Source organism: Rhizobium sp. L9 (assembly GCF_002531885.1).
Classification (GTDB): Bacteria; Pseudomonadota; Alphaproteobacteria; order Rhizobiales; family Rhizobiaceae; genus Rhizobium.
Window position 1 is genome coordinate 1 of sequence record NZ_NWSZ01000024.1, and the last position, 17,347, is coordinate 17,347.

General features: G+C 61.0%; 23 protein-coding genes. 13 read left to right on the plus strand and 10 right to left on the minus strand.

Annotated elements, in window-relative coordinates; translation table 11 throughout:
• From CO660_RS22800 to CO660_RS22810, 3 genes are all read right to left on the minus strand, one after another.
• On the minus strand, positions 1–419 hold a 419-nt coding region (locus CO660_RS22800), incomplete at its 3' end, for a ThuA domain-containing protein (protein WP_176536352.1).
• Between the two features lie 195 nt (positions 420–614).
• On the minus strand, positions 615–956 hold the full coding sequence (locus CO660_RS22805; RefSeq protein WP_064804454.1) for an SMR family transporter: 342 nt from the start codon (positions 954–956) through the stop codon (positions 615–617).
• An 18-nt stretch (positions 957–974) separates the two neighbouring features.
• Positions 975–1,538 carry a TetR/AcrR family transcriptional regulator gene (locus CO660_RS22810; RefSeq protein ID WP_097600630.1) on the minus strand — a complete coding sequence of 188 codons (564 nt, stop codon included), beginning with the start codon at positions 1,536–1,538 and terminating at the stop codon, positions 975–977.
• 163 nt (positions 1,539–1,701) lie between these two features.
• Here CO660_RS22810 and CO660_RS22815 point away from each other — a divergent pair, with 163 nt between their 5' ends.
• Both CO660_RS22815 and CO660_RS22820 read left to right on the plus strand, forming a co-directional pair.
• Positions 1,702–2,091, plus strand: coding sequence for a group II truncated hemoglobin (locus CO660_RS22815; RefSeq protein ID WP_097600631.1), 390 nt, complete (start codon positions 1,702–1,704; stop codon positions 2,089–2,091).
• 2 nt (positions 2,092–2,093) lie between these two features.
• Positions 2,094–2,465, plus strand: coding sequence for a DUF423 domain-containing protein (locus CO660_RS22820; RefSeq protein WP_097600632.1), 372 nt, complete (start codon positions 2,094–2,096; stop codon positions 2,463–2,465).
• A gap of 264 nt (positions 2,466–2,729) precedes the next feature.
• Here the strand turns inward: CO660_RS22820 and CO660_RS22825 are convergent, their stop codons facing one another.
• From CO660_RS22825 to CO660_RS22845, 5 genes are all read right to left on the minus strand, one after another.
• The gene (locus tag CO660_RS22825; RefSeq protein ID WP_097600633.1) at positions 2,730–3,044 is read right to left on the minus strand and encodes an antibiotic biosynthesis monooxygenase; all 315 of its coding nucleotides are present in this window, start codon (positions 3,042–3,044) and stop codon (positions 2,730–2,732) included.
• A gap of 9 nt (positions 3,045–3,053) precedes the next feature.
• On the minus strand, positions 3,054–3,323 hold the full coding sequence (locus tag CO660_RS22830) for a hypothetical protein (RefSeq protein WP_097600634.1): 270 nt from the start codon (positions 3,321–3,323) through the stop codon (positions 3,054–3,056).
• Entirely contained in the window at positions 3,320–3,727 is a 408-nt protein-coding gene (locus CO660_RS22835; RefSeq protein WP_085779150.1) for a DUF2325 domain-containing protein, read from the minus strand. The genes CO660_RS22830 and CO660_RS22835 overlap by 4 nt, the downstream gene beginning before the upstream one ends.
• A 107-nt stretch (positions 3,728–3,834) precedes the next feature.
• Positions 3,835–5,160 carry a TonB family protein gene (locus CO660_RS22840; RefSeq protein WP_097600635.1) on the minus strand — a complete coding sequence of 442 codons (1,326 nt, stop codon included), beginning with the start codon at positions 5,158–5,160 and terminating at the stop codon, positions 3,835–3,837.
• 140 nt (positions 5,161–5,300) lie between these two features.
• A complete protein-coding gene (locus CO660_RS22845) occupies positions 5,301–5,726 on the minus strand; it encodes a hypothetical protein (RefSeq protein WP_097600636.1) in 426 nt (141 codons plus the stop codon).
• Between the two features lie 178 nt (positions 5,727–5,904).
• Here CO660_RS22845 and CO660_RS22850 point away from each other — a divergent pair, with 178 nt between their 5' ends.
• From CO660_RS22850 to CO660_RS22880, 7 genes are all read left to right on the plus strand, one after another.
• On the plus strand, positions 5,905–6,078 hold the full coding sequence (locus CO660_RS22850) for a hemin uptake protein HemP (RefSeq protein ID WP_097600637.1): 174 nt from the start codon (positions 5,905–5,907) through the stop codon (positions 6,076–6,078).
• Between the two features lie 20 nt (positions 6,079–6,098).
• Positions 6,099–7,148, plus strand: a complete 1,050-nt coding sequence (locus CO660_RS22855) for a ChuX/HutX family heme-like substrate-binding protein (protein ID WP_097600638.1) — start codon at positions 6,099–6,101, stop codon at positions 7,146–7,148.
• Between the two features lie 12 nt (positions 7,149–7,160).
• Complete coding sequence (locus CO660_RS22860) at positions 7,161–8,090, plus strand: ABC transporter substrate-binding protein (protein ID WP_097600639.1); 930 nt, start codon at positions 7,161–7,163, stop codon at positions 8,088–8,090.
• 2 nt (positions 8,091–8,092) lie between these two features.
• The gene (locus CO660_RS22865; protein ID WP_097600640.1) at positions 8,093–9,205 is read left to right on the plus strand and encodes an iron ABC transporter permease; all 1,113 of its coding nucleotides are present in this window, start codon (positions 8,093–8,095) and stop codon (positions 9,203–9,205) included.
• A gap of 23 nt (positions 9,206–9,228) precedes the next feature.
• Positions 9,229–10,068 (plus strand): heme ABC transporter ATP-binding protein, encoded by an 840-nt coding sequence (locus CO660_RS22870; protein ID WP_097600641.1) that lies wholly within the window; start codon positions 9,229–9,231, stop codon positions 10,066–10,068.
• A gap of 99 nt (positions 10,069–10,167) precedes the next feature.
• Positions 10,168–10,512 carry a DUF883 family protein gene (locus CO660_RS22875; RefSeq protein WP_085779156.1) on the plus strand — a complete coding sequence of 115 codons (345 nt, stop codon included), beginning with the start codon at positions 10,168–10,170 and terminating at the stop codon, positions 10,510–10,512.
• 9 nt (positions 10,513–10,521) lie between these two features.
• Positions 10,522–10,920 carry a hypothetical protein gene (locus tag CO660_RS22880; protein WP_097600642.1) on the plus strand — a complete coding sequence of 133 codons (399 nt, stop codon included), beginning with the start codon at positions 10,522–10,524 and terminating at the stop codon, positions 10,918–10,920.
• Between the two features lie 319 nt (positions 10,921–11,239).
• Here the strand turns inward: CO660_RS22880 and CO660_RS22885 are convergent, their stop codons facing one another.
• Together CO660_RS22885 and CO660_RS22890 are read right to left on the minus strand one after the other, a co-directional pair.
• Complete coding sequence (locus CO660_RS22885) at positions 11,240–11,797, minus strand: RNA polymerase sigma factor (RefSeq protein ID WP_011426507.1); 558 nt, start codon at positions 11,795–11,797, stop codon at positions 11,240–11,242.
• A gap of 9 nt (positions 11,798–11,806) precedes the next feature.
• Positions 11,807–12,013, minus strand: coding sequence for a NepR family anti-sigma factor (locus CO660_RS22890; RefSeq protein ID WP_011426508.1), 207 nt, complete (start codon positions 12,011–12,013; stop codon positions 11,807–11,809).
• 250 nt (positions 12,014–12,263) lie between these two features.
• On the opposite strand from CO660_RS22890, the gene CO660_RS22895 reads away from it, so the two are divergent.
• From CO660_RS22895 to preA, 4 genes are all read left to right on the plus strand, one after another.
• Positions 12,264–13,058 carry a response regulator gene (locus CO660_RS22895; RefSeq protein WP_020922074.1) on the plus strand — a complete coding sequence of 265 codons (795 nt, stop codon included), beginning with the start codon at positions 12,264–12,266 and terminating at the stop codon, positions 13,056–13,058.
• Between the two features lie 193 nt (positions 13,059–13,251).
• Complete coding sequence (locus tag CO660_RS22900; RefSeq protein WP_176536356.1) at positions 13,252–14,247, plus strand: sensor histidine kinase; 996 nt, start codon at positions 13,252–13,254, stop codon at positions 14,245–14,247.
• 394 nt (positions 14,248–14,641) lie between these two features.
• Complete coding sequence (locus tag CO660_RS22905; RefSeq protein WP_097600643.1) at positions 14,642–16,003, plus strand: NAD(P)-dependent oxidoreductase; 1,362 nt, start codon at positions 14,642–14,644, stop codon at positions 16,001–16,003.
• Positions 16,004–16,018: 15 nt separating this feature from the next.
• A complete protein-coding gene (gene preA, locus CO660_RS22910) occupies positions 16,019–17,332 on the plus strand; it encodes an NAD-dependent dihydropyrimidine dehydrogenase subunit PreA (RefSeq protein ID WP_097600644.1) in 1,314 nt (437 codons plus the stop codon).
• The last annotated feature ends 15 nt before the right edge of the window (positions 17,333–17,347 follow it).

Here is a 17,347-nt window from a genome sequence, read left to right on the forward strand (position 1 = left end):
GCGGCGATCGGATGGCGCGGGTTGATCGTCCACAGCCGCTCGCGCTCACCCGCCTCGCGCCATTTCAGCGCGCAGGGCGTTCCCATCAGCCGCTTGAAGATTTTCGAGAAATGGCCGGAATGCAGCACGAGAAGGCCCATGCCTTCCCAGACGCGCTTGGCGACGCGTTCGACGACGACGTCGGACACCGCGCCGTGATCCTTGTGGCCCCACCAGGTCAAGACATCGGTTTCGGCAAGCCGGGCTTCGCTTAAGCCATGTTCCGGCTCCTGCAGCGTCGCCGTCGTCGCCGAGATGCCAGGATCGGTATTCAGCGCATTGGCGATTGTCATATGCATGCCTTCCGGATAGATGCCCCGGACGATCGCATTGGTATTCTCGTGAATGTTTTCACCCCAGACGACGGTGCGTATGGCCATGCTGTGCTCCTCTGGAAGCTGGAAGGATCGTTTAGGCGGGAAAGGCAGAATTCAAAGCGCTTTGGAAAAAGGCAGCTGGGTGTGCCTCGATCTCCATAACGTCCGAGCGACACATAGCGCTTTGTCAGGAATTTGACAAAGGGGAAAATTTCTCTCCTTAGACTGCGCAGGACTTTCTCAGTTATAACAGTGAAATCAATGAGAAACGGATTTCGAGAACAGATTGACGACGATGACGCCCGATATGATCAGCCCGAGGCCGACAATGGCCGGCAGGTCGAGGCGCTGCTTGAAGAAGATCAGACCGACCGACGAAATCAGCACGATTCCCAAAGCGCTCCAAATCGCATAGGCGATGCCGACGGGAATGCTCTTCAGCGTCAAGGACAGGCAATAGAAGGCCGCCGCATAACAGGCGACGACAAGCGCCGTCGGCCCGATGCGGGTAAACTGCTGCGACAATTGCAGCGCCGTAGTGCCGATGACTTCGAGCACAATGGCTGCAAAGAGCAGCCCGTAGATGGCGGCCTGGCTCATAACGAATTCCTTTTCGGATTACTTTCCCGTGAGCTCGACAAGACGGCTGATGAGATTCCGTCTCAGGGCACCGCTGATGTCATGGCTCTCCAACGTGTCGGCAAACCACAGCCCATCGGCGGCGAACCGCACGATCTGAGCATCGAGCGAGGAGTCGGTGCCGACATATTCCTCAGCCCGCGCCTGCACCCATTGGCGCCAGCGAAGGCGCAACCTGGGTTCGGCGAGAAGCGCGATCGTCACCTGCGTCCAGCTCATGGAATCGTCGGGACGATCCTTGAGACCGGACACCGCCCTGAGATAGGCCCGGGTGAAGCGTCCCTGCGGCACCGGATCGCCACGCATCAGTTCCTCGATATCCGCATCGAACCTTTCGAGCAGGCTTTCGAACAGCGCGTCGAGCAGCGCATTCTTCGTCGGGAAGTGATGCAGCAATCCGCCCTTGCTTACGCTGGAGGCGGCGGAGACCGCATCGAGTGTCACGGCCGCCATGCCTTCGCTGGCGGCAATGCGCGCTGCGACCTCCAGCAATTCCTGGCGCACGAGAGCCGGTTGTTTCTTGCGATGATGAGCGTTTGACATTCGTTATAAAGATACCGTCCAGACGGTTTTGTCAAGTAGATCGCTGCGAACCCCTGCCCCAGGCATTATGCGCGAAATGCCGCTGCACCTTGATGACAGTTGCGGTCGTTTTCCATCAGGTGCATGAAGGATCGGGGAATGAAATGATATCGGGGATGGTTTCGTGACGGAGAAGGTCACCACTCTATACGAATCGATCGGCGGCAATGCCGCCGTACGGGCGCTGACGCACCGCTTCTATGCGCTGATGGATACGCTGCCGGAGGCAAAAAACGTGCGTGCCGTACACCCGCCGAGCCTCGAAGGCAGCGAAGAGAAATTCTACGAATATATGACTGGCTATCTCGGCGGCCCGCCGCTCTATACCGACAAGCGCGGCCATCCGCGCCTGCGCAGCCGCCATTTCGTTGCCGAAATCGGGCCTATCGAACGGGACGAATGGCTGCTCTGCTTCCGCCGCGCGCTCGACGAGACGATCGCAAGTCAGGCGCTGCGCGATGTCATCTGGGCGCCGGTCGAGCGCCTTGCCCATCATATGCAGAACAAGGAATAGTCATGAGCCTGAACGCGCGCATCGAGCCGGTGCTCTATCTCTTCGCCGGCTTGTTCGGCGTGGCCGGCGTGGCGCTCGCCGCGCTTGCCGCCCATGGCGCCGGTGAGGCCAACCTTGCGGCATCCGCCTCCGCCATGTGCCTTGCACACGCCCCTACCCTGCTCGCCTTGGCCCTCGGCACCGCCAAGCTCAAAACCGCCTGGCTCGCCGGTTTTCTGATGATCGTGGGAACCCTGCTCTTTGCCGGCGATCTTGTTACGCTCCGCTTCTCCGGCTCCGGCCTCTTCCTCTACGCCGCGCCGACCGGCGGCTGGGCTATGATGCTCGGCTGGCTGGCTGTGGCGGCAGGTGCTGTCTTTCGCGTGCGGTTTTAGGGGCTTGGAAAACTCGGCCGCTTGTCTATGAGGGTACGTTGCAGCAGAGTATCCATCCGCAAACTGAGCGGCTGATAGGAGTCCGCTGCCCTCTCTTCCCTGTGCTCGTCACAGGGATCCAGCGCGTCCAAGTCCTTGGGCGCGGGAGACTCTCTTCAGGCCCTAGGGGTCATTCACGGGACGGACGCGCCGTGGCTGGATTCCTGTGACGGGCACAGGAATGAGCGTGGGGAACGCCTCGCCTTCCACTCGTAAAAAATGCCATCAAATCCCGTCGACCACATTAAAACCCTCAAAAACCGGCGGACCCTTATACATCGCCTTGCGGTCTCCGGCATTGCGGTGCGCCGCGCGAAAATTCTCGGACTTCGTCCAGTTCTGAAAATCCTCTTCGCTCTTCCAGACCGTGTGCGAGGAATAGAGCGTATACCCCTCTTCTTCATTGACCTTGCCTCGCAGCAGGCGGAATTCGACGAAACCGGGCACCTCAGCCAGGCTGGAATCGCGATTGCGCCAGACCGTCTCGAAATCGCCCTCGGTTCCGGTTACCACCTTGAAGCGATTCATTGCGATATACATGAAATCTCCCTACGCCTTCCTCCTGGCGGCCCTTACAGCAGGTGAGGGAAAGGCGAGAATATTATTGCCGTTTGACGCCGCCGCGCCAAGCGGTCTTGTCGCCGCTTCCCCAGGCATTCGCGCCTCCCAGGTCGGGAACAGCGTCACATTCTGGTAGATCTGCCGGCGTTCGGCATGCTGCTGAAAAAGCTCGTAAAGCTGGGGCACGAGACCGCCGCTCTGCGCGGCGAGCTTGTGCAGGCCGATCATGGTGAAGCCGTCGGGGCGCTTGTCGTTCATCGGGAATTGTCTCGTTCGTTCATCGTCTGCAGCGCACGTTCCAGGCTGGACTTGCTGCCGTTTCGAAGCGGGATGAAGGCCTTGCTGAACTTCTTGCAGCCGGTCTTCACGCGCAGGCAGGCATCATGGCTGATACAGTCGATGGGGCAGAACACGCAATCAACAGAGGGAAGCAAGGTGTCGATGCGCGAAACCGCCTCGCGCAGGCCGCCATCGTGATGAATGAGTTCGGCGCCGAAATTGCTGGCGATCTGGCGCAGATGCGCCACTTGGCAGTCGCGCCCGCCGACATAAAGGAAACTGCGGCCATCCAGTTTGGTTCGTCCGTTGGATGCCTGGCCGGCCTCCTCCCCCGCGCTGTCGCGGACCTCCCGGTTCGATCCCTTCTTGCCCTTGCGAGCCATATGCCACCCGTTCGCTCGTTGATCGTCACACGATTCCTGCGCGTGCGGATGGACCTTATTAAACTTGATTTTCGGAGTAAAGTATAAAGTTGAGGCTTAAAATCATATTATCGCGGAGTGACCTGGACGGGGAAGGTGTAGGTTCGCGAGGATGCGGCGATCGTATGGGGCATGGCCGGCAGGTTGCAGGAGGTCACCCTGGCAAGAACTGCGCTATCAACCTCAGGGAGCCTCGAGCCACGGATAACACTCGATGCTGTGATGTCGCCGCTGCGATTGACGGTAATGCGAACGGTTAAGGTGGCGGGAGCCGTGCGATAGCGAGACTCCATCCGGTCGACGCAACGGAACAACCGCGCAACAAGTTTGCCTTTATAGTTGGCTTCCGACGCACCTCCCGCCCCGTTCCTGCCACCGGATGTGCGCGAACTATCAGTGGAATTGGCGTCTGCCTGTCCATCTGCAGCGCCCCTGCGCGCCTCCTGCTTGGCATCGCCCTCCGAACCCTGTGCTTTCTTCGGCGGCTGTTTTCTTTCCACCACCTTCTTTTCTACAGGCTTCTCCAGCTTCGGCTTCGGCTGCGGAGCAACCACTTCTGTCGGCGGCTCCGGTTCGGGAGAAACAGGAGCCACCTCCACAGGCTTGATCTCTTCAGGTTGGGATTGCATTGCGGCTGCCATTGGCGGTTCGCTTGAAATCACCGGCTGCTCCGGCACCACCGTCGACATCGGCTGCGCGACGGACGTCTCGGCAGGCGTTTCCGAAACGAGAACCTCCGGTTCTGCAGGCGCAACCGACTCTGCTGACTGACGCGTAACGTCCTGTAGAGGCTGGACGACTTCGACCGGCTCTGCGTCAACCGGCTCAACGGTTTCCGGTTGAACGACCTCCGGCTGTACTTCCGCCGTTTCGACTGGCTTAACCGTCTCGGGTTCAACGGCCTCTGGGACCACTTCTTCCTGTATGGTCACCTCGGTGTCGCCGGCTGCGCTCTGATCGGCGTCGGAACTGCCGAGCATGACCACGCTGATCGCCTCGCCCGCCTCCATCAGCGTCTCATCCGAGGGCGCAGGCACCACAATAAGCAGCGTGGCTGCCAACGCAGCATGGAAAAAGAATGAGCCAGCACAACTCATCGCCACCCGCCGCCGCACCGGCGTCTTCTCGTCTTCCTGCTTCTCCACCGCCGCATCCATCGGCGGCGCAGAAGCGGGAGCGGCCGGTTCGGCTTCCGGATGGTCGGGAAAGGAAGAGATCTGCGCAAAGCGTGTGTAATGGATGACCGTCTCCCCCGCCGGCTGCCGCTGCGCGTTTCGCAGTTCGGGAAGTTCGTGGCCGGGGTGCATGCCGGGCGTGTTGTCATTCAGGCTGGTGTCGGCGTCCGCCTCCCCGATGAGCACGTGTCTCGCTTTGGATTTCGCTGAAATCGCCATTCTTTACGCCTCGGACAGCCGGAAACATGTCCGCCGGGGTTCATGCCCGGCGTCTTCTTGAGCAATTCCAGCAAAAGTGCGCAGCGGTTTTGCGTCCGGAATTGCTTAAAAACAAAGAGTTAGAGCATTTCCGAAATGCTCTAACCTTCGAAGGGAACGGAGATCTGCGAGCGAGTGACGAGACCCTTCATGCATCCACCGGCGACCGGCCCGTCGCACACCGGTGTGTCGTTGATCAGGATGCGGGTCACGCTCTCGCATTTGACATTCGGCATGTCAAACTGGCGCACGCGCTTCTTGCCTTGCGGCAGATCGCGGAAGTCGAGAACGGTGATCCGGTCGACGGCATTCTTGTCGTTGAAGAAGGCAAGCTCGAAGGAAACCTTGTCGATGGCGGCGGGTAGCTTGTTGAGCGCCACGAAGGTCATCATGCAGCCCTTCTGCGAGGGCGCCAGCGCATTGAGTTCGACATCGAGGGAGGCTGCGGGCGCCGCCTCCTGCGCCTGGGCTGCGATTGCAACCATCATCACCAAGCCGGCCGCAACGGCCGCAAACCTACCAGTCATAATCGTCTCCGCATTGTCGCGAGCCGTCGGCGGACGGCTTCGTATCAGCAATCTCAAAAACTTGACTACGTTAGTCTCCTATTGCGTCTTTAAAAAACTACGAGTAAGAAAGTCAAGTTAATATTAGACACGACCGGAGACCTTCAGATCCCCGGCCTCACGGAAATGCCAAACCGAAATGATGGTTGATAACTTTAAGGACATGGCGCTGCAGAGCGAGCCTGCGGCGCAATACCGGATCATCGAAAGCGCGGATCTTTTCCGCGGCACGAACGAGATCATGATCAGACACGACGGGCTGGTTTACCGCCTGAAGATTACCCGCCAGGGCAAGCTCATTCTCAATAAATAGGGCCAATAAACAGGTAAGACATGACTGAGCAGAAAAGACCGGCGCCAGCCGATATCCGTGCATTTCGCGCCGAAAACCTGAAAATGCGCGAGCGCGACATCGGCGCCCAGCTGAAGATCTCGGAGGCAGCCCTCGTCGCCGCAGAAACCGGCATCAGCGTCACCCGCATCGACGGCAGCGCGCTAAGGCTTCTCGAGCGGGTGGAAAGGCTCGGCGAGGTGATGGCGCTGTCGCGCAACGAAAGCGCCGTGCACGAAAAGATCGGCGTCTTCGAAAACATCAAGATGGGCATGCAGAGCGCTATCGTCCTTGGCGAGAACATCGACCTGCGCATCTTCCCGAGCCGCTGGAAGCATGGCTTTGCCGTCTCCAAGAAGGATGGCGAACAGGAGCGTCTCAGCCTGCAATATTTCGATATGGCGGGCAACGCCGTGCACAAGGTGCATCTGCGTCCGAATTCGAATATCGAGGCCTATCACGCGATCGTCGCCGAGCTGAAGCTCGAAGAACAGTCGCAGGAATTCGTCGAGGCCGAGATCTCGAATGCATCCGACGAGACCGCCGACGTCAGCCGCGACGAGCTGCGTGACAACTGGAGCAAGCTCACCGACACCCATGAATTCTTCGGCATGCTGAAGCGCCTGAAGATCGGCCGCCAGGCGGCCATCCGAAGCGTCGGCGACGACTATGCCTGGAAGCTCGACAACGCCGCGACGGCGGAGATGATGCATGCCTCGGTGAAGTCAGACCTGCCGATCATGTGCTTCGTCGCCAATGGCGGCATCGTCCAGATCCATTCCGGCCCGATCTTCAACGTGCAGACGATGGGTCCGTGGATCAACATCATGGACCCGACCTTCCACCTGCATCTGCGCCAGGATCACATCGCCGAGACCTGGGCCGTGCGCAAGCCGACCAAGGACGGCCACGTCACCTCGCTGGAGGCTTACAATGCCGAGGGCGAGATGATCATCCAGTTCTTCGGCAAGCGGAAGGAAGGTGTCGGCGAACGCGCCGAATGGCGCGATATCATGGAAACCCTGCCGCGGGCAGCAAGTGCCGCCGCATAAGGAACCACAGCGATGGCGATGCGTAACAACCTGCGCCGGATCCGCCTTTGGGAACTGGCCCTGACGGCCGCCGTCATGGCGCTGCCGCTGATCCCGACCGCGCCGGCCGGCAAAAGCTTTGCCTTCGCTAGCGCCGCCCATGCCGAGGAGAAGAAGCTCGACACTTCGCGCCTGGTTTCGGTCGGCGGCGACATCACCGAGATCATCTATGCGCTCGGCGAGGAAAGCCGGCTGATCGCCCGCGATACCACGAGCCTCTATCCGGAGGCGGCGCTGAAGCTCCCGAATGTCGGTTACATGCGGGCGCTCTCGCCGGAAGGCATCCTTGCGATGAACCCGACGGCGATCATCGCCGTCGAAGGCTCCGGTCCGCCGGAGGCGCTTGTTGTGCTGAAGAATGCCAGCGTTCCCTTCGAGACCGTGCCGAACGCCTTTACCCGCGACGGCATCATCGCCAAGATCGACCGCGTCGGCACGCTGCTCGGCGTGCCTGACAAGGCAAAGACGCTCGAAGAAAAGGTCGCTGCCGATCTCGACACGGCGATCGCCGATGCCGAAAAGCGCCCGGAGGCCGAGCGCAAGCGCGTTCTCTTCATACTCAGCGCCCAGAACGGCCGGATCATGGCCTCGGGCAGCGGCACGGCGGCCGACGGCATGATCAAGCTTGCCGGCGCCGTCAATGCCGTCGGCGTATTTCCGGGCTACAAGCCGCTGACGGACGAGGCGATCATCGAAGCCAAGCCCGACATCATCCTGATGATGAACCGCGGCGACGGCGCCGGCACTAAGAACGAAGACCTGCTGGCGCAGCCGGCAATTGCGTTGACGCCGGCCGGAGAGAAGAAGGCGATCATCCGGATGGACGGCGTCTACCTGCTCGGCTTCGGCCCGCGTACGGCGAGCGCGGTGCGTGACCTCAATGCGGCGATCTACGGGGGCTGATCATGGCCCTGCCGCAAGCCATGAGTGAACGAAGGCGATTAATCGCGATGGCGGCGATGCTTGAAAGCCAGCAGGCAGGCGACAGGACGCGGCTCGCCCTGCTGGCAATCACCTTGCTCGTCGCCGGCTCTGCCTTCTCGATGCTGTTTTCGGTGACAATGGGCGCTTCGAATGCTTCGATCCTCGATGTCATCGCCAATATGGCCGGCTCCGAGACGGCGCTCAGCGCCCGTGACCGGATCATCATCTTCGATATCCGCCTGCCCCGGGCGATCCTCGGCTTCCTGATCGGCGCCTCGCTTGCCGTTTCCGGCACGGTGATGCAGGGCCTGTTCCGCAATCCTTTGGCCGATCCCGGCCTAGTCGGCGTCTCCTCCGGCGCAAGCTTCGGCGCGGTCGTCATGATCGTGCTCGGCGGCGGCCTCGCAGCCCCGCTCCAGGCGTTTTTCGGCATCTATGCGCTGCCCACGGCCGCCTTCGGCGGCGGCCTCGCGACGACGCTGCTGCTCTACGGGATTGCGACACGGCACGGCCAGACCTCTGTGGCGACGATGCTGCTTGCCGGCATCGCGCTCGGCGCGCTTGCGCTGGCGCTCACCGGCCTCTTGATCTACATGGCGAACGACCAGCAGCTGCGCGACCTGACCTTCTGGAGCATGGGCTCGCTTGCCGGCGCCACCTGGACGAAGATCGCCACCGCCGGCCCGATCATTCTCCTGTCCTTCACCGTCCTGCCCTTCATGGCGCGCGGCCTCAATGCCATCACGCTCGGCGAGGCAGCCGCCTTTCATATGGGCGTGCCGGTGCAGCGGCTGAAGAATGTCGCGATCGTCGGCGTCGCGGCCGCGACCGGCGCTTCCGTCGCCGTCAGCGGCGGAATCGGCTTCGTCGGCATCGTCGTGCCGCATGTCCTGCGCATGGCGATTGGGCCGGATCATCGTTTCTTGCTGCCCGCCGCAGCCCTTCTCGGCGGTTCGCTGCTGATCTTCGCCGACGTGCTCGCCCGCACCCTGATCGATCCTGCCGAGCTGCCGATCGGCATCATCACCGCAGCGGTCGGCGGCCCGTTCTTCCTGTGGATCCTGCTGAAGCAGCGTTCGCGCCTTGCCCTCTGATCAACCTTGCGAGTGACGTGCAGATGATCGAAGTGTCCGGCCTCTCCGTGCGCCTTTCCGGCAAATCAATCGTCAGCGACGTCGCTTTCAGCGCAAAGGCCGGTGAACTGACGGCGATCGCCGGACCGAACGGCTCAGGCAAGACGACGACGATGAAAGCAATCTCCGGCGAGCTTGCCTATGACGGCTCCGTGCGCATCGGCGGCGATGAGGTGAAGGGGCTGAAGCCCTGGCAGCTTGCCGCCATTCGCGGCGTGCTGCCGCAGGCAAGCGCCATCTCCTTTCCCTTCACTGTGCGCGAGATCGTCCGCATGGGCCTGACCGCGGGCCTGAACCCGCACCCCGACAAAGATCAGACGGCGGCCGCCGCCCTCGCCTCGGTCGATCTGACCGGTTTCGAAGGCCGCTTCTACCAGGAACTCTCCGGCGGCGAGCAGCAGCGCGTGCAGCTTGCCCGCGTGCTCTGCCAGATCTCGGAACCCATCATTGATGGCAAGCCCTGTTGGCTGCTGCTTGACGAGCCGGTCTCAAGCCTCGACATCAGCCATCAGCTGACCATCATGTCCCTCGCCCGCACGTTCTGCGAGCGCGGCGGCGGCGTCATCGCCGTCATGCACGACCTCAACCTGACAGCACTTTTTGCCGATCGCATCGCACTGATGAAATCCGGCCGGCTCGCCGCCGCCGGTAGAGTTAAAGAGGTGCTGACCGACGAGACGATGCTTTCGGTATTTGGCTGCGCGCTGCGGATCAATCAGGTCCCGGCTGATGGCGCGCCTTTCGTGCTCGCCCACAGCGCCCTCTCCCATGCCCGAGCCTGCGCGGGCGGAACTTTTGCCCCTTCAACACGTTGTCGGCAATGATCTGGGTCAATGCCGGGCGACATCATTCATGCAACGGACGGTGGTGACCCTCGTGCGAAACAGGCGGGCTCGCGCGCGCCCCAGCCAATGGAGACAGCCATGAGCTATTCTATCTTCCAGTCCGGCCGCAGCCGCCGCAACGGCACCTTCCACCATCTTGAATCCGGCATCGAAGAACAGATCGAGGCATTGCGCGACGAGCTCGCCGAACTGACGCGCCTCGTCGGCAAGAACTCGCGCCACCAGAGCGAGAAGATTCGCAGCCAGGCTAGCGCCGGCTTTGAGGAACTGCTCGGCCGCAGCGAGGAACTGCTGCGCGAGCTGCAGCACGGTTATGAGCGCGGCGCGACCGAAATGCGCGAGACGGTGCGCAATCATCCGCTGGCAACCATCGGCGCCGCTGCCGCTTTGGGCTTGGCCATCGCCTTCCTCGCCCGTCGCTGAGGAAGCTCGATGCTCTCGATCCTCAGTCTGCTCACGGGCGCAAGCGTGCATCGGACCGTTGCGCGCGTCAAACGCAACAGCATCTTCGTCGCGCTTGCCGCGCTGTTCCTCCTTACAGCCTATGCGCTGGCGGTGTCCGCCGGCGCCATTTGGCTCGCTGGCATCTACGGTCCGCTCGCCGCCGTCCTCTTCCTGGCCTTCGGCGCGCTGCTGATCGCAATCATCATGCTGGTGGTGATGTCGATCATCAACGCCCGCGAGGCACGTCGAGCCCGCGATCGCCGAGCGGCGCTGGAATCTCTGGCGACAGTAGGCATCGGCCTCGTCCGCGCCCAGCCGCTGCTCACTGCCGGCGTCCTGGCCGCCATCGTCGCGGCCAATCTGATCGGCTCGAAGCGGGAGGATTGAGTCGGAGGATGGCGATTGTGCTGCCCTTCTCCCCGACGGGGAGAAGGTGGCCCCAAGGGTCGGATGAGTGCCCACACGGCATCATTGTTGCCCTTCGCTTACGCTCCGGATTCGCGGCTTTGCCGCTCACCCCCTCATCTGCCTGCCGGCATCTTCTCCCCGCCGGGGAGAAGGGGGATGTGGCAACGCCCTGCTCCGCCGTCGCAGGTCATCTGCTGCTCCCAGTTGCCGTCGCCCCGTTGAGGCAATTTAGGGACGGGCACAACGAAGAAGCCGGCGCTCCAAAACAGCCGCCAGCCTCCTCTGAACATGACTGTTCTCAGAACGCAAAAGCCTTCGATGTCAGCGGCGCCGAGGTCGCATCCGGGCCGAAATCGGCCTCGCCTGAAATCTGCAGCAGTTCCTGCAGGCGCTGCCGCGCGCGGTTGACGCGGCTCTTGATGGTGCCGACGGCGCAGCCGCAGATTTCCGCCGCCTCCTCGTAGGAAAATCCCGAAGCACCGACGAGGATGATCGCCTCGCGCTGGTCCGGCGGCAGCTGATCGAGCGCCTTCTTGAAATCCTGCAGATCGAGTGCGCCATACTGCGAGGGATGCATGGCCATCGATTCCGTGAACAGCCCGTCGCTGTCCTGCACCTCGCGACCGCTCTTGCGCATCTGGCTGTAGAGTTCGTTACGCAGGATCGTGAAGAGCCAGGCCTTCATATTGGTGCCCATCTCGAAATGGTCCTGCTTGGCCCAGGCCTTCATGATAGTATCCTGGACGAGATCGTCGGCGCGATCGTGCCGTCCGATCAGCGAAATGGCAAAAGCGCGAAGGCTAGGGAGGGCCGCCAGCAATTCCCGCTTGAAGCTGGGTTGCAGTTTCTCTTCCATGCGACGATCCTATTCGGCCATCTTGGCAGAAGCCATCATTTCAGCATGGTCGAGCTTTTCGAGAAGATCGAGAAAACGATCGGGGATCGCCTCTTCTTGTGCCGCGGCATAGAGCGACCGCAGCTTGACGCCGATCTGGTTGTTCGGGTCCAGAATATCGCTTGCCCGCAGCTCCAGCTTCCGCTGATCCGCCGCCTCTTTATTGCGTGTAGTCATCAACTCGTCTTCTCACCGTTATCTGTTGCAAAGGCGTGCAATCAAGAGATCAACCACCGACACCGACCGTTCCACTATCGATATCGCTGATATTTGCCGCGGCATGGATCAAAATGCTACGCCCGCCCTTTCTTGTCGGGTGGAATAATGCGGCGCGACAAAAAAAGTTCCTACCGTTCCGGAACTTTTTTACCAAGGCAGCGTTAACTGGCCATTGAACCTACGACCGGCCTGCATACGGGAGCCTTTAATGACACTTTCTACTCGAATTGCGCCGCACCTTCCTTATCTGCGTCGCTATTCCCGCGCCCTTACCGGCACCCAGACTTCAGGCGACGCTTACGTCGCTGCCGTTCTTGAAGCCATTATAGCCGATTTGTCGATTTTCCCGGATACGGCCAATGACCGGGTCGCGCTTTACAAACTGTTCACGCAACTGTTTGGTTCCACTGCGGTGCAGATTCCGGAGCCGACTTCCCCTTATGCATGGGAACAGCGCGCCACACTCAATCTGTCCAAGGTTTCCCCCGGCGCCCGCCAGGCTTTCCTGCTCGCATCGGTGGAGAATTTCCGCGTTGCAGAAATCGCGGAAATTCTCGAACTCGATGAACAGGATGTCATGCAGTTGCTCGACAAGGCCTCGCAGGAAATCTCCCGTCAGGTCGCAACCGACATCATGATTATCGAGGATGAACCGCTGATCGCCATGGATATAGAGCAGATGGTCGAAAGCCTCGGCCATCGCGTCACCGGCATTGCCCGCACGCACGCCGAAGCCGTCGCGCTCTACAACAAGACGAAGCCGAGCATGGTGCTCGCCGACATCCAGCTTGCCGACGGCAGTTCCGGCATAGACGCGGTCAACGACATCCTCAAGACGTCGAGCGTGCCGGTGATCTTCATCACCGCATTCCCGGAACGGCTTTTGACGGGCGAACGCCCCGAACCCACTTTCCTCGTCACCAAACCGTTCAATCCCGACATGGTCAAAGCCCTGATCAGTCAAGCGCTTTTCTTCAATGAATCGACCAAGGTAGCCGCCTGAGACGCAATTTTCCGGTTCTCGGAACCAAACCGCCGAGACAGGCGTTCCGGTGCTACCGGGGCGCCCCGATGGCTTTAACGGTTTTTGCAGCGCTTTATTCTAGAGTTGGCAGGCGGTTTCTGGCGGGGCGTTCCGTTCAGCGATGCGCCGAGATGTCACAGGGAAAGGCGGCCGAGTGAATACGACTGAACCATTGTCGGGCACGCCTTTCACATTCGAAGGCAAAGCCGCAATGATGGAGCGGGCGCTCGGCAGCGCCGGGATTTCGATCCTCTGCCAGGACGCGCGGCTTTCAATCTTCTACGCCGAAAATCTGCCGCCGCATTTCGCAGCGCTTTTTATGCCCGGCGGCAGTGATTCCGCCCTTTTCGGTGATGTCCATGGACAATATCTGACGGCGCTGAAGCGCAAGGTGCTGGAGACTGGCATTCCCAACAATGCCGAGGTCGAAATCGATGTCGACGGCGAACTGCGTACCTACGAATTGAAGATCCAACGCACTGGCGACCGCGGCACGCTTGGACTTCTGTCCGTGATGACGGAGGTCACTGAAAGCCGGCATCGCGAAAAAGTGCTGAAATCGCTGCTGCGTGAGCTCTCGCACCGCTCGAAGAACCTTCTCGCTATCATTCAGGGCATTGCGACTCAAACAGCGCGCAACACGCTCTCGCTCGACAGCTTCCTCCTCAAGTTCCGCGGCAGGCTGCAATCGCTTTCGAATTCCCAGGACCTCGTCACGGATTCGAGCTGGCGGGGCGCCTATCTCTTCGAACTCGCTGAAAAACAGTTCGCTCCCTACTGGCCGGAGACATCAGGCTCCATGCCGATCTACGGCATCAATGCCCATCTGACGCCGAATGCCGCCGTGCATCTCGGCCTCGCCCTCCACGAGCTCATTGTCAACTCCGCTTCCTACGGGGCAATATCAGGCGGCGCCGCCTCAATCACGTTGAACTGCCGTGAAGCGATGATCAACGACAGGAAGGCGATCGAGATCGCCTGGGCCGAAGTGCTGCAGGATCAGTCTGAAGTCCACGAATTCAGCGACAACAGCTTCGGCCGCACCGTGCTGGAGCGTGTCGTGCCCTCGTCGGTCAACGGCAAGGCGGAATTGAACCTCGTGCCCGGCCGCATCGAATATCGGCTGACTATTCCGGAAACCGAATTCGAGATCTTCAAGCGAGTGTGAAGCGCGACACGGAAAAACAGCCGGTGCGAGGGCGGCGCACCGGCTGTCTTCACTCACCGGGAGGGGACCGTGAGTACGTCCGGATAGTGGGTTGGGGGCGCGCATGTTGGGTCGATGCGATCACCATCCGGATACCGCAATAACGGCGAAGTTTAAGTTTGGTTCCCTGCCATTCGAAAAAAATCGGGTTTTTTTAATCTTTTTTCCGATGCCCTTCCCTCGCCGCACGCTCAGATAAATCATCAGTCCAGACTGAAGAAATTGGTCTTTAAAAAACAGTTATTTACCGGCACCTCTTCCAGGAGGATCCGTCAAAATTTTACCGTTTGATAAATTTTTAAACCTGGGTTACCCTTTCCCTCACAGGCCGTTTACCAATAATGAGGGAACTTCAATGGAACGACTGGAAACTGGGATTCATGCCGGCCGGCTTTCGCCCGCCGAGTATGAGGCTAATTTTTCCGACCTGCATCCGCGCCTTGACAATCACGAGGCGCTGGTCGCCGCCGACCGCTGTTATTTCTGTTATGACGCGCCGTGCGTGACGGCCTGTCCCACCTCGATCGACATTCCGCTTTTCATCCGCCAGATTTCGACCGGCAATCCGCTGGGTTCGGCCAAGACGATCTTCGACCAGAACATCCTCGGCGGCATGTGCGCCCGCGTCTGTCCCACCGAAGAGCTCTGCGAACAGGCCTGCGTGCGTAACACGGCCGAGGAACGGCCCGTCGAGATCGGCCGCCTGCAGCGTTATGCGACCGATGCCGCCATGCAGGTCGGCAAACAGTTCTATGTCAGGGCCGAAGCGTCGGGAAAGAGGATCGCTGTCGTCGGCGCCGGCCCGGCAGGCCTTGCCGCCGCCCATCGCCTGGCGGTGAAGGGTCATTCCGTCACGATTTACGACGCCAGGGAAAAATCCGGCGGCCTCAACGAATATGGCATTGCCACCTATAAGACAGTCGACGAGTTCGCCCAGCAGGAGGTCGATTACATCCTTTCGATCGGCGGCATCGACGTGCGCCATAGCGCCCTTCTCGGCCGCGACTTTTCGCTTGCCGATCTGCAGGCGCAATATGACGCCGTCTTCCTCGGCATCGGCCTTGCCGGCGTCAATGCGCTGCGGATCGAGGGCGAAAACCTAGCCGGCGTCGAGGACGCCGTGGATTTCATCGCAGCGCTCCGCCAGGCTGAAGACAAAAGCAAAATCGCGATCGGCCGCCGGGTCGTCGTGCTCGGCGGCGGTATGACGGCGATCGACGCGGCCGTACAGGCAAAGCTGCTTGGCGCCGAAGAGGTGACCATCTGTTACCGCCGCGGCAAGGAGCACATGAACGCCTCCGAATACGAGCAGGATCTTGCCAGCTCGAAGGGCGTCATCATCCGCCACTGGTTGGCGCCGAAATCGATCCTGTCGCAGGACGGCAAAGTTGCCGCGATCGAAGTGGAATACACCAAGATCGTCGAGGGCCGCCTCGTCGGCACCGGCGAGACCGGCGTGATTGCCGCCGACCAGATCTTCAAAGCGATCGGCCAGACCTTTGATGCCGGGGGCCTTGGTTCGCCGCGCATGGAGTCCGGCCGCATCGCGGTCGACGTCGAAGGCCGCACCTCGCTCGACGGCGTCTGGGCCGGCGGCGACTGCGTCCTCGGCGGCGAGGACCTCACGGTTTCCGCCGTCGCCCATGGCCGCGACGCGGCTGAATCCATCCATCGCGCCCTCTCCGCAACAGCCGCTCCGGCTGTCGCGGTTGCTTGAAGGGGAGAATGAACAATGGCTGATCTTCGCAACAATTTTGTCGGCATCAAATCCCCGAACCCGTTCTGGCTGGCATCCGCGCCGCCGACCGACAAAGCCTATAACGTCGAGCGCGCCTTCAAGGCCGGCTGGGGCGGCGTGGTCTGGAAGACGCTCGGCGAGGAAGGCCCGCCCGTCGTCAACGTCAACGGTCCGCGCTACGGCGCGATTTTCGGCGCCGACCGCCGCCTGCTAGGCCTCAACAATATCGAGCTCATCACCGATCGCGACCTCTATACAAACCTGCGTGAAATGAAGCAGGTGAAGATGAACTGGCCGGATCGGGCGCTGATCGCCTCGATCATGGTGCCCTGCGAGGAACAGGCCTGGAAGTCGATCCTGCCTCTGGTCGAGGAGACCGGCGCCGACGGCATCGAACTCAATTTCGGCTGTCCGCACGGCATGTCGGAGCGCGGCATGGGCTCCGCCGTCGGCCAGGTCCCGGAATATATCGAAATGGTCGTGCGCTGGTGCAAGCAGTACACCCGCATGCCCGTCATCACAAAGCTGACGCCCAACATCACTGACATCCGCCGCCCCGCCCGCGCCGCCAAAGCCGGCGGCACCGATGCCGTCTCGCTGATCAATACGATCAATTCGATCGTGTCGGTCGATCTCGACAACTTCGCTCCCAACCCGACGGTCGGCGGCAAGGGCAGCCATGGCGGCTATTGCGGCCCGGCGGTCAAGCCGATCGCTCTCAACATGGTCGCCGAGATCGCACGCGATCCCGAAACCTACGGCATGCCCATCTCCGGCATCGGCGGCATCACCACCTGGCGGGACGCGGCCGAATTCCTGGTTCTCGGCGCCGGCAACGTTCAGGTCTGCACGGCGGCGATGACCTATGGCTTCAAGATCGTGCAGGAGATGATAACGGGTCTCTCCGACTGGATGGACGAAAAGGGCCATCGCAATCTCGACGACATCACCGGCCGCGCAGTGCCCAACGTCACCGACTGGCAGTATCTGAACCTCAACTACGTCGCCAAGGCGAAGATCGACCAGGATGCCTGCATCAAATGCGGCCGCTGCCACATCGCCTGCGAAGACACCTCGCACCAGGCAATCACCAACGTCGTTAACGGGCTACGCCATTTCGAGGTGATCGAAGAGGAATGCGTCGGCTGCAATCTCTGCGTCAACGTCTGCCCGGTCGAGAACTGCATCACCATGGAACCGCTTGCCGCCGGCACCATCGACAAGCGCACCGGCCGCGTCGTCGATCCGAACTATGCCAACTGGACGACCCACCCGAATAATCCGATGGCCCGCCAGGCGGCGGAGTGACGGCTTCGCAACGCC